The sequence below is a fragment of the Ruegeria sp. S84 genome (assembly GCF_056583445.1).
In genome coordinates, this window is record NZ_CM152618.1 from 2611298 (window position 1) to 2623122 (window position 11825).

10 protein-coding genes and 1 pseudogene are annotated in these 11825 nt (G+C 53.9%); 10 read left to right on the forward strand and 1 reads right to left on the reverse strand.

Annotated elements, in window-relative coordinates:
• Positions 1-22: 22 nt before the first annotated feature.
• The 10 genes and pseudogenes from AC1DFB_RS13140 to AC1DFB_RS13185 all read left to right on the forward strand — a co-directional run bounded on the left by AC1DFB_RS13140 (position 23) and on the right by AC1DFB_RS13185 (position 10647).
• Complete coding sequence (locus tag AC1DFB_RS13140) at positions 23-1000, forward strand: HpcH/HpaI aldolase/citrate lyase family protein (protein WP_480921411.1); 978 nt, start codon at positions 23-25, stop codon at positions 998-1000.
• A gap of 1001 nt (positions 1001-2001) precedes the next feature.
• The gene (locus AC1DFB_RS13145) at positions 2002-2199 is read left to right on the forward strand and encodes an Arm DNA-binding domain-containing protein (protein ID WP_170408426.1); all 198 of its coding nucleotides are present in this window, start codon (positions 2002-2004) and stop codon (positions 2197-2199) included.
• Between the two features lie 247 nt (positions 2200-2446).
• Positions 2447-2584, forward strand: a complete 138-nt coding sequence (locus AC1DFB_RS13150; RefSeq protein ID WP_480921412.1) for a hypothetical protein — start codon at positions 2447-2449, stop codon at positions 2582-2584.
• Positions 2585-3168: 584 nt separating this feature from the next.
• Positions 3169-4290 (forward strand): ring-hydroxylating oxygenase subunit alpha, encoded by a 1122-nt coding sequence (locus AC1DFB_RS13155; RefSeq protein WP_170513307.1) that lies wholly within the window; start codon positions 3169-3171, stop codon positions 4288-4290.
• Complete coding sequence (betC, locus tag AC1DFB_RS13160; RefSeq protein WP_480886243.1) at positions 4287-5813, forward strand: choline-sulfatase; 1527 nt, start codon at positions 4287-4289, stop codon at positions 5811-5813. The genes AC1DFB_RS13155 and betC overlap by 4 nt, the downstream gene beginning before the upstream one ends.
• An 8-nt stretch (positions 5814-5821) precedes the next feature.
• Positions 5822-6526 (forward strand): annotated as a pseudogene (locus tag AC1DFB_RS13165) (SDR family NAD(P)-dependent oxidoreductase); the annotation flags it as partial.
• Positions 6527-6613: 87 nt separating this feature from the next.
• Entirely contained in the window at positions 6614-7546 is a 933-nt protein-coding gene (gene kce / locus AC1DFB_RS13170; RefSeq protein WP_480922617.1) for a 3,5-dioxohexanoate:acetyl-CoA acetone transferase, read from the forward strand.
• 10 nt (positions 7547-7556) lie between these two features.
• Positions 7557-8975: an aminobutyraldehyde dehydrogenase gene (locus tag AC1DFB_RS13175; RefSeq protein WP_480921413.1), complete on the forward strand. Its 1419-nt coding sequence runs from the start codon at positions 7557-7559 to the stop codon at positions 8973-8975.
• Complete coding sequence (locus AC1DFB_RS13180; RefSeq protein WP_480921414.1) at positions 8975-9715, forward strand: SDR family NAD(P)-dependent oxidoreductase; 741 nt, start codon at positions 8975-8977, stop codon at positions 9713-9715. Before AC1DFB_RS13175 ends, AC1DFB_RS13180 begins: the two co-directional genes overlap by 1 nt.
• Positions 9715-10647 (forward strand): 3-hydroxyacyl-CoA dehydrogenase NAD-binding domain-containing protein, encoded by a 933-nt coding sequence (locus tag AC1DFB_RS13185; protein WP_480921415.1) that lies wholly within the window; start codon positions 9715-9717, stop codon positions 10645-10647. Before AC1DFB_RS13180 ends, AC1DFB_RS13185 begins: the two co-directional genes overlap by 1 nt.
• Here the strand turns inward: AC1DFB_RS13185 and AC1DFB_RS13190 are convergent.
• Entirely contained in the window at positions 10625-11656 is a 1032-nt protein-coding gene (locus AC1DFB_RS13190) for a GlxA family transcriptional regulator (protein ID WP_170408434.1), read from the reverse strand. The genes AC1DFB_RS13185 and AC1DFB_RS13190 overlap by 23 nt on opposite strands.
• Between the last annotated feature and the right edge of the window lie 169 nt (positions 11657-11825).

Genomic DNA, 11825 nt, shown 5'->3' on the forward strand with positions numbered 1-11825 from the left:
CTTCTTCAAAGGAGCAAAACCCATGAGCTTTTATGCCATCGAACAGGCCCCCGCGCGCCTGAACCGCAGCGAACTCGCCGTGCCGGGCAGCCAGCCCGGCATGTTCGAAAAAGCCGCGAACTCGGATGTGGACGTGATCTTCCTAGATCTCGAAGACGCGGTAGCCCCGGATGAAAAAGAGCAGGCCCGCAAGAACATCATTCAAGCCCTGAACGATATCGACTGGGGCAGCAAGACAATGTCGGTGCGCATCAACGGGCTGGATACGCATTACATGTATCGCGATGTTGTGGATGTAGTCGAACAAGCCGGTGAGCGGCTGGACCTGATCATGATCCCCAAGGTCGGCACAGCAGCAGATGTCTATGCCGTCGATATGATGGTCACGCAGATCGAAGACGCGATGGGTTACAAGAAACGCATCGGGTTCGAGCATATCATCGAGACCGCTCTGGGCATGCAGAATGTCAGCGAAATCGCGGCGGCCTCGAACCGCAATGAGAGCCTGCACTTCGGTGTGGCGGACTATGCAGCCTCGACCCGCGCGCGGACCACGATCATTGGTGGCGTGAACCCCGACTATTCGGTTCTGACCGACCCGGATGGCGATGCTGCGCGCGCGATCCATTGGGGCGACATGTGGCACTACGCGCTCGCCCGTATGGTCGTCGCCGCCCGTGCCAACGGTCTGCGTCCGATTGATGGTCCGTTCGGTGATTTTCAGGATCCTGAAGGCTATGAGGCAGCTGCCAAAAGGGCGGCGGTGTTGGGCTGCGAAGGCAAATGGGCCATCCATCCCAGCCAGATCGCTCTGGCGAACGAGGTCATGTCACCCAGCGATGCCGAAGTCACCAAGGCGCAGCGTATCCTTGTTGCTATGGCCGAGGCCGAGACCGCAGGCAAAGGTGCAGTGTCGCTGGATGGTCGTCTGATCGACTATGCCTCGATCCGCCAGGCGGAGGTCATGGTCGAAAAGGCTCGCCAGATCGCGGCTGCCTGATTTTAGCCCGAACTGGCGTAACCAGTAGACGGATACTCCCTTGCCCCGGTTGGTCCGGGGCAGGCAACACCCGCGGATTACGTCGATCATCTATTCGGAATTGTACCAGATCTGTAGCACCCAATCCCTGACATTCACAACGCTATTTGAAAACAGTATTTTTCGACTCGGTCAGACAAAACCATCCGCCGACGGCGCGTTACCATTTGCCCCTATTGAGCCAAATACGCTGACGTCGAGCGTCTCGAGATTTTCCTGCGTTGCCCGGGCTCGCCGTATCTGGCTCTGACCAATCACTTAAGTCAAACTTGCTGTAGCGCGCGGCGAATGGCCGGTTTGGTGAGGCAGCGCTGCAGCCAATCTGACTAGGATTGTACTTCCGATTTAGTCCGTCCGGAAAAGTTTGCAAAGTCCGCTTCCTGCGCGTAGCCGCCGCTAAAGAACAACTAGGACTGCAACCGCAGCGAAGATGTGTTGTGTGGCGCATACGAGCCTTATCGGGCGAATTACAGCAATCGATCAGACCGCACCGCGAGAGGGACCATATTCACAGCTTATAAATGCAAAGGTACTTCAAGCAAATTCCAAAAGGATGACTAACGTCAGTTGGCGTTGGAGCCATGCCGTTTGAACGTCGACTACTTTTTTAGTCCCAAGTGTTCGAATTTAGCTACCTGATTTATCTCGCATTAAATCCCGCATAGCTTCTTCGGTGGAAATGACCAAGGGCTTCTAAGATGTTTATGTTATACATTATTTATTAGATCTTATCGATTTGCATAAACTCTCTTCGTCTCCGCCATTACCCACTTTCGGAACGTTAAAACGGCGCCAGCGCACCGTTGTGTCATTGAAATCAGACACTTTTTTTCTGCGCTCAATATCCCTGTTCTGATCCCCGTAATTTGGTGTAAATTGCGGGGTGGATATCTGGTAACCGAAATTCGGGACAAAGCTGCAATGCAAAGGGTCGATACGTCGAACGTCGACTGACACAGCGTGTGGTCGAGAAAGCCGCTCTGGACTGCCACATAGTCGGAGGCGGCCTCTACTTAGTGGTAGATCCAAAAGGTGCAAAACGATGGCTATTGCGCATCGTAGTGCAAGAGCGGCGCAGTGACTTTGGTCTGCGATCCGCGTCGATGGTCTGCGTCGAAGAAGCAAGATCAAAAGCCGAGGAATACCGAAGATTGGCATGAGGCAGTGGCGATCCCGTTGAGCAAAAGGAAGCTGTAGCGAAGGTCTTTATCACATTCGATGAGCTTGCCACTCGCGTTCACAAAGGATGTATCATTCCGAAAAGCAGTAACGGCAAGCAGGTTGACCATCAGTTTAACACACTGAACATCTACACGTCACCCGTTGTTGGGAAAAAGCCGGTTCACTTGATTTCGCGATCAGATTTTTTTCGCCGTTCTTAACTCAATCTGGAAAGCAAAACATGAAATGGCGCGTCGAGTGCGAAAAAAGATTAGAGTAGTGATTGACTACGCACTGGGAACCGGAATCAAATCAGACAGAAACCCGGTCGCCGACGTCTTAAAAGACAGCAAAACACGACTCGCCGAAAGTGAAACACTTTGAAGCTGCCACTAGGCTTGAGGCGACAGAGAATTTCTAAGCCCTCAGGAAAAGGGATGAGATCAGGGCACTCGATCTTTACTAGAGAATCGCAACAGGCGTGCGATCCGGTGCAGTTCGAAGCTCGGTGGAACGAGTTCTGTGACACATTGTCTGGTGGACGATCCCAGACGTTCACATGAAATCGCGGGAGATATTTGAAGTTCCACTATGTCATACCGCGAGTGACATAGTGGTCAGGGCCAAGAGGTTTGCAGACGGTCCAAATAGCCTCGTTTTCCATCGCCTTATGGAAATGGAAAGTCGATGCTAAACGTCAGATATGGGCACCGACCAGTCAATAACACATACAGCAGAGAACGACCAATTCGAGCCCAGTTTACCGATTGCTGCAATGCGCACCAATGACCGCTAAACGGGTACTGGCACGGCGGAGCAGTTGCCTGTCAGTTAAATCCAGCGCTCGTTTGATCAACAGGGTATTCTCGAAAATTAATTGAGCGGCGAAATATTCCGAAGTGATGGCGAATTATGTACAATCTCTGATTTAACTTTAAATAGGGTTAGCGATACCTGGGAGAGACAGCATGACCGGTTCAGAAACAATTTCCTTGGGCTATCACGTCGATCCATCACGTTCTAGCTCGTTACAGGCTTCGGCATACACACAGGATAAGTGGTTTGACGCTGACCTTCGCTCGATTCTCTCCAAGAGTTGGCAATGGGTGTGTCATGTCGAAAAGACGCGTGAGCCGGGATCATATGTAACGGTGGATGTTGCCGGTCAGCCTATTGCGGTCGTGCGTGACAAAGAGGGTAAGCTTCGCGCCTTTTACAACGTCTGTAAACACCGTGCCCATGAACTGCTATCAGGCGAAGGCAATACCACACGGATTATGTGCCCCTATCACGCCTGGGTCTATAAGCTTGACGGGCAATTGGCGCGTGCGCCACATACTGAAAACCTCGAAGACTTCAACAAGGATGAGATTTGCCTCGACGAAGTGCAGGTTGAAGAATTCTGCGGTTTTGTTTTTGTCAATTTGGATCCGACGGCTGCCTCTTTGTCAGAGCAATCCGGAAACCTGGAAGCCGAGGTGCGCCATTGGGCACCGGATGTGGATCAACTCACTTTTGGCCACCGTCTGACCTACGACATCAAGTCGAATTGGAAGAACGTCGTGGACAATTTCCTTGAGTGCTATCATTGCCCTACGGCCCATAAGGATTTTTGTGACCTCGTGGATATGGATACCTACAAGGTTACAACCTACGGCATCTACTCCAGCCATATGGCTGACGCAGGCAACAATCCAAATACCGCCTATGACGTCTCGAACGCCACGGTGAAAACTCACGCGGTTTGGTGGCTCTATCCCACCACTTGCCTGATGCGATATCCCGGACGGTCCAGCATGATCGTGTTGAACATCATACCTGTTGGGCCAGATCGGACGCTTGAAACTTACGACTTCTTCCTTGAGACGCCGGAACCCGACGCGATGGAGTTGGACGCAATTCGCTATCTGGACGAAGTTCTTCAGGTCGAAGATATCAGCCTTGTCGAAAGTGTGCAGCGCGGGATGAATACACCTGCGTTCACCCAAGGTCGGATCGTCAATGACCCGGACGGGTCCGGCAAGTCCGAGCACGCCGTTCATCACTTCCATGGCTTAGTCTTGGACGCTTACGCTAAAGGTGCCACGTGACGCGGCCAAACATCCTTGTGGTCATGGCGGACCAATTGGCTCCGCATTTCACAGGGGCGTACGGGCATAAGGTCGCCAAGACGCCACATCTTGACGCGTTGGCCGCGCGCGGCAGGCGCTTCGATGCAGCTTACTGCAATTCCCCTCTCTGTGCGCCTTCACGGTTTTCCTTTATGTCGGGTCAGCACATCAGTCGCATCGCAGCTTACGACAATGCATCCGAGTTCAAGGCTTCGGTGCCGACATTTGCGCATTATCTGAAATCGCTGGGCTATCGTACATGTTTGGCAGGCAAGATGCACTTTGTCGGGCCGGATCAGATGCATGGATTTGAGGATCGTGTGACAACCGACATCTATCCTGCTGATTTCGCGTGGACCCCGGATTGGGAGGCCCCGGACGAGCGGATCGACAAGTGGTATCACAACATGCAAACGGTCAAGGAAAGCGGCGTTGCCCACGCGACTTTCCAGATCGACTATGACGACGAGGTCGGTTTTGCTGCCAAACGCTGGCTGTTCGATGCGGCCCGAGACAAAGCGCTTGGCAATGACGCGCCTTTTGCGATGGTTGCAAGCTTCATTCACCCGCACGATCCATATGTAGCCCGACCAGAATGGTGGAACCTGTATACGGATGATGAAATTGACTTGCCCGCGTTTGTGCCCGCGTTGGAGGATCAAGACCCCTTTTCACGACGTTTATTGGATGGGATCGAAGCGTCTTATGTGCCACTGACCGAGGAAGAAATCCTGCGCGCGCGCCATGCCTACTTGGCAAACGTCAGTTACTTCGACAGCAAAATCGGAGAGCTGGTTCAAACCCTCGAAGAAACGGGCGAGTTGGACAGCACCATTGTGATTGTCACAGCCGACCATGGCGACATGCTGGGTGAACGTGGGCTGTGGTACAAAATGAACTTCTTCGAGCACTCAGCACGAATTCCATTGGTCATGGCCGGACCAGGCATCGCTGTTGGGGCCGCTCAAAATGCAGTGTCACTGGTTGATCTATTGCCGACATTTATCGACATCGGTGGCGGTGATGAGACGATGATCGGAGAGCCGATCGACGGTCGTAGCCTTATGCCTCTGGCTCGGGGTGAAGATGATCCAGTTGATGAGGCGATCGGAGAATACTGTGCCGAGATGACGGGCTATCCTGTGATCATGATCCGGCGCGGGCCCTTGAAATATATTCATTGTGATAGCGACCCACCGCAGCTCTATGACCTGAGTGCTGACCCGATGGAAACGAAGAATTTAGCTTCGGACCCAAGCTACTCTGACGCGAAAACTCGTTTTGCAGCCGAAGTCGCCGAACGGTGGGACGGCAGCGCTTTGCGAAAGAAGATAATCGCCACGCAAAAATCGCGCCGTGCATTACATGCCGCGATGGAGGCCGGTGCCAGCGAGCCTTGGGACTACAACCCGCCGTCCGATGCAAGTCAGCAATATGTACGCAACAATATGGATTGGACAGTGGCTGCACGCCGCTACCGTTTTCCGCCTTTGAAGGATTGAAACCAATGATGCTGAACGGAAAAGTTGCTCTCGTGACTGGTGCTCGCGGTGGGATCGGGCGCGCGATTGTCGCTCGGTTTCTAAGAGAGGGCGCAACGGTATTTGCCGCTGACCTCACGCCGGAAGGGTCGTTAGATCAGCACGACGATGATGGCAGTCATTTTGTTAAGCTGGATGTGACTCAAGAAGCAGACTCGGTTGCGGCGATGGATCATGTGCGCGCCGCACACGGAAAGTTGGACATCCTAGTGAACGCGGCGGGGATCGAGATCGAAAAAACGGTTGAAGAGACCACGTTGGAGGAATGGAATCAAAGCTTTGCGGTTAATTCCACGGGCACGTTCCTGACCTCGAAATACGCCATCCCATTGATGCGCGAAGCGGCGAAGACAGGGAATAGCGCAAGCCTTATCAATTTTGGCTCCTACGACGGGTTCATCGCAGATCCAGGGCTTGCGGCCTATTGCGCGACCAAGGGTGCAGTTCACGCTTTGACCCGCGCAATGGCTTGCGATCATGGCCCAGAAGGTATCCGGGTGAATGCCATCTGCCCTGGCTATATCGACACTCCAATGCTGCAGAGCTTCTTCAACGGCGATGGATCCGGCGGAGGAGGTGGCAACATTGAAACGCTGCAAAAGGCCGTGCGTGATGTTCATCCGATGCGCACCTACGGGACGCCCGAGGATATTGCAAATTTGGTCAACTGGCTTGCCTCGGACGAGGCGCGCTATGCCTCTGGCCAGTTGTGGGTTCTGGACGGGGGGCTGTCTGCACAAGTGCAGCAGATGGAAGCTCTGATGCCCAAGCCAGTCATTATCACTTGCGCGCCGACTGGAGGCATCCATACGCCGTCAATGTCACCGCATCTGCCGATTACACCGGCCGAGATTGCGACGGCCAGTATTGAGGCGGCCCAGGCAGGGGCATCAATCGTTCACCTGCACGCACGGCACCCGGAGACAGGAAAACCCGATCCCCGACCTGAGCTGTTCAAGCAATTTCTACCCGTAATCAAGCAGTCCACCGATGTTGTGATGAATGTCTCGACCGGCGGCGGCTTGGGGATGTCGATGGATGAGCGGTTGCTGGCGGCGACATCTACCAGCCCAGAGATGGCATCGCTCAACATGGGATCCATGAACTTTGGTATCTTTCCGATGCTGCAGAAATACACCGAGTTTCAGCACGACTGGGAACGGCCATTTTTGGAGATGACGGAAGACTTTATCTTTCCCAACACTTTCAAAACAATTCGTTACGCCATCGAAAAACTTGGTGGAGATCACGGCACCAAGTTCGAGTTCGAATGCTATGATCTTGGACATCTCTACAACATCAAATGGTTCGTGGATCAGGGCCTGATCAAACCGCCATTTTTCATTCAGATGGTATTTGGCATCTTGGGTGGCGTTGGCGCAGATGCGGACCATCTGACTCACATGCACAACACAGCCGATAAGCTGTTCGGAGCAGAGAATTACGAATGGTCGGTCCTTGCCGCTGGTCGTCACCAAATGCCATTTGCGACCCAAAGCGCCATGCGGGGCGGTAACCTGCGTGTCGGTCTCGAAGACAGCCTGTTCATCGGCAAGGGTGAGTTGGCAAAATCTAACGCGGAACAGGTCACGCGCATCCGATCAATCGTTGAAAACCTTGGCCTTACGGTCGCGTCGCCAGCAGAAGCCCGCATGCGGCTCGCACTAAAAGGCGGCGATCAGGTTGGCTTCTAAGGAGATGCATATGCAGACGAAGATGTTGATCAATGGCGAAATGGTCGAAGGGATCGGAGAGGCCTTGGACGTCCTGAACCCTGCAACAGGCGAGGTAGTCGGTGCTGTAAAAGAAGCCAGCGATGCACAGGTCGAGGCGGCGGTGCGCGGCTCAGCAGAGGCATTTGAGACCTTTTCGGTTACGACCCCTGCAGAACGCGCTGCAATCTTGCTTCAGATAGCTGATGTTATCGAGGCGAACAGCCAGGAGTTGGCAGATCTTGAAAGCCTAGATGTGGGAAAACCCTGGCCATCGGCTCATGATGATGAAATGCCGCTGACGATTGATGTCTTTCGCTTTTTCGCCGGGGCTGCGCGCACCATGATGGGGTCTGCCTCTGGAGAGTATGTCGCGGGTCATACGTCGATGATCCGGCGCGACCCCATTGGCCCTGTCGCCGCCATCGCCCCTTGGAACTACCCGCTGATGATGGCGTCCTGGAAAATTGCTGCACCAATTGCGGCAGGATGTTCGGTGGTGTTGAAACCGTCCGAGATCACGCCGCTATCTACTCTGCGACTTGCAGAACTGTTACAAGATGTTCTGCCAAAAGGCGTGCTAAATGTGATCCATGGTCGCGGGCCCGGCGTGGGGAATGCCCTGATGAACAGCCCACAGATGGAAGGGATCAGTGTTACGGGTTCTCCGGCGACAGGCATGGCTGCAATGCGGGCTGCTTCCCAGAAAATTAAACACGTTCATCTGGAATTGGGCGGCAAGGCGCCAGTCATTGTCTTTGATGATGCTGATCTCGATGCTGTGGCCGAGACGATCCGATATGGCAGCTACTTCAATGCCGGTCAGGACTGCGCACAGCCTTGCCGCGTGATGGTTGCAGACAGAGTTTACGACAAACTTGTGGCCGCGATTGCCGGTCAGGTTGGCCAGATCCAAATCGGTGCACCGAAAGCTGAAGGAACGGAAATGGGCCCGCTTGTCTCTGCGGCTCAGCGGGATCGTGTAGCGGGTTTTGTTGATCGCGCACGCAGCAGCTCTGAAATCGTTTCCGGTGGGGCCTCTGGCGAAGAAGACGGCTTTTTCTACCAGCCGACAGTCATCGCCAATGTCGACAACACTGCAGAGATTGCCTGCAATGAGGTTTTTGGACCCGTTGTAACTGTCTCTCGGTTTTCTGCGGCAGAAGATGCGTTGAGGATCGCCAACACCGGAGCTTACGGTTTGGCCTCATCGGTCTGGACACGAGATGTTGGGAGAGCAATGCAAATGACGTCCAAGTTGCGCTATGGATTCACCTGGGTAAACACGCATGGGGTTGCGACCCCCGAGATGCCTTGGGCCGCGATGAAGGGCTCAGGCACGGGCAGCGATATGTCGGTCTATGCGCTGGATGCTTACACCGCAGTCCGTCACGTTATGGTGGCACACTGATGCGGTTAGCTGGGAAACGCGCCTTTGTTACCGGCGGCAAACAGGGCATTGGTCGCGGCATCGTTGAGGCCTTCGCAGCCGAAGGTGCGGCTGTCGCCACCTGCGGGCGCGGCCCTAAGCCAGATGATCTACCGGATCACGTAGCATGGTATACGCTGGATGTATCCAATCCCGAAGCGGTTGCACGTACTGCCCGAACAATCGGCCTGGTAGATATCCTGGTAAACAACGCCGGCGTTCAGGTCGAAAAAACAGTGACCGAAAGCTCAGACGCGGATTGGGATTTGGTGATGGGAGTAAACGCACGAGGCGTTTTTAACTGTTGCCGCGCCCTCATTCCGAAAATGTCCCAGGGTGGTTCGATCATCAACATTGGTTCGATCTCGGGCAATGCCGCTGACCCATCGATGGCGCTCTACAATGCTTCAAAAGCGTTTGTGCATGGACTTACACGCTCTATCGCAGTGGACCATGGACCTGCGGTGCGCTGCAATGCAATCTGCCCGGGATGGATTGAGACGGGCATGCTGGACGCAGCATTCGAACTCGCCCATGACCCGGAAAAGGCTAGATCAGACGCGCTGGCACGCCATGCGGTCAAACGCTTTGGTAAGCCCGCAGACATTGCTGCGATGGCTGTTTGGCTAGCTTCTGACGAGTCGTCTTTTGCGACTGGCCAACTGTTCACTGTGGACGGTGGTATGACTGCGGCATCCCCCCTGAATCCGGGACTGTTCTGATGTCGGAAATCGAAAGAACCGCCATTCTCGGAGCCGGTGTCATCGGGGCAAGCTGGGCAGCGCTGTTCCTCGCGTCGGGTCGCAGTGTGACTGTATTTGATCCCGATCCGAACGCTGAGGCATCCGTCCTTAAATACATTGAAAAGGCGTGGCCTGCGTTGGAAGAATTGGGCCAAGTTGGCCACGCCACCCGAGATGCGATCACCTTTGCACCGACCGCAGCTGAGGCCGTGCGAAACGCGCAGTTCATTCAGGAGAATGTGCCCGAGCGGTTGCCGATCAAACATTCCACCTATGCGGAAGTTGAGCCAGAGTTGAGCGCTGATGCAATAGTTTCAAGCTCAACATCCGGCCTAACACTCGAGGCTCTCCAACAGGGATGGCGCGATCCGAGTAAGCTCATCTTAGGTCATCCGTTCAACCCGCCACATCTCATTCCGCTGGTCGAGTTGACGGCGAACGACGCCACCGGTTCAGATGTTCTGAACCGAACAGAGACGTTCTACGAAGATCTGGGTAAAGTCACGATCCGGATCAAGAAGGGCATGCCCGGACACGTCGCAAACCGCTTACAAGCTGCAGTATGGCGCGAGGCCGTCCATATGGCGATTGAAGGCGTTGCCAGTGTCGAAGACATCGATAAAGCGATGTGGGCCGGCCCCGGATTGCGGTGGGCCGCGATGGGTCCGACGACACTTTTCCACCTGGGTGCAGGCGACGGCGGTCTGCGGGCCTTCTGTGACCATTTCAAGGATACATTCAATGGCTGGTGGGACGACCTGGGCAACCCTCGTCTTGATGAGGATGTCATCAATAAACTGGTCGATGGCATTAACGATCAAACTCAGGGGCAAAGTACCGAAGAGTTATCAGCGCAACGCGACAAGATGCTTACCGCGATGCAAAAAGCTACCCAACACCTTCGGACTTAATATCAGGCTTGAACATTGGCCAAGCGCGGAACTCGAATGGAGTACGGCCTTCAATACGGTCTGCAGTTGGTGTGAGGCCAAAACGGCTTCGATATGCCCGGCTGAAATGAACTTGCCCATTAAATCCTGATGCTTCTGCAATCTCGCTGAATTTCAACTCTGTTTGGGTTACTAGTCCACGCGCGCGATCAAGGCGTATGTCACGGTAGTACTCGATCGGCGACTTCTGGACATATTGCTGAAACAATCTGCTAAGTTGTCGTTGCGAAATCTTCAACCTCGCTGATATTTCAGGGATCGACAAAGTGGCTTCCAAATGTGCCTCCATCAAGTCGATTGCGTCCCTTACCACCCCAGAGGTGACATACCCCAGTGGCTCTACGTCTTTGGGGTTCTGTGATTGGCCCTCACCGCGTACATTGTGATGAAAAAGATATCGCGCAGATGCATTGGCGATACTCTCACCATCGACAGAGTGCACAAACCGCAAACCCAGATCAGTCGCTGCGGAACCCCCGCAACAAGTGAACATCTTTCCATCCATAACAATCATGTTCTCTGACACTGTGGTATCATGGGCCATTTCAGCAAAGGCATCGATGTGCTCATAGTGTACCGTCGCTGTCTTGCCTTTAAGCAGTCCAGCAGCCGCAAGAACAATCGCACCAGTATCCAAGCCGCCAACGATTGCTCCGCACGCCTCCCACTTCTGAAGGGCCACCTTAAACTGAGATGTTCCGTGACGTTCAGGTGACCAACTTGTACTCACCAGAACCAGCCAGGGCTTGCGCCCCGTCACGGCCGCCAATGGGGCAGTGTCAACGACTAGGCCGCTGCTAGACTCAACTGGTCCACCGAGGTCCGAGACATAGGTCCAAGAAAATCGAGCCGAACCTGTCAGGTAATTGGCTATTCTGAAAGGATCCACGAAAGACGTAGTCGCCGAAACATTGAAATGCGGACTCACCAGGACAACGATATCTAGCGTGCGATCAATTGGATGGATCATGGCCGATTATGTAAAATGGCGTCCAAAATTGTCAATAATGAACTTATCACTGGTTCAAAAAAGTCCAATTACTAAGGCAAACACAGCATAAACAAGGGGGAAATACCGGGGGAGATCAGCGCTCATTAAGTTTCTGAAATCCAAAAACGGACATTCGTTCTACCGCGGC

Excerpts from the sequence above, each read along its gene's own strand:
- AC1DFB_RS13150 (WP_480921412.1), top strand. The coding sequence starts at position 2,447 with ATGGCGCGTCGAGTGCGAAAAAAGATTAGAGTAGTGATTGACTACGCA.
- kce (WP_480922617.1), top strand. The coding sequence starts at position 6,614 with ATGCCCAAGCCAGTCATTATCACTTGCGCGCCGACTGGAGGCATCCAT.
- AC1DFB_RS13185 (WP_480921415.1), top strand. The coding sequence starts at position 9,715 with ATGTCGGAAATCGAAAGAACCGCCATTCTCGGAGCCGGTGTCATCGGG.
- AC1DFB_RS13140 (WP_480921411.1), top strand. The coding sequence starts at position 23 with ATGAGCTTTTATGCCATCGAACAGGCCCCCGCGCGCCTGAACCGCAGC.
- AC1DFB_RS13190 (WP_170408434.1), bottom strand. The coding sequence starts at position 11,656 with ATGATCCATCCAATTGATCGCACGCTAGATATCGTTGTCCTGGTGAGT.
- AC1DFB_RS13175 (WP_480921413.1), top strand. The coding sequence starts at position 7,557 with ATGCAGACGAAGATGTTGATCAATGGCGAAATGGTCGAAGGGATCGGA.
- AC1DFB_RS13180 (WP_480921414.1), top strand. The coding sequence starts at position 8,975 with ATGCGGTTAGCTGGGAAACGCGCCTTTGTTACCGGCGGCAAACAGGGC.
- AC1DFB_RS13155 (WP_170513307.1), top strand. The coding sequence starts at position 3,169 with ATGACCGGTTCAGAAACAATTTCCTTGGGCTATCACGTCGATCCATCA.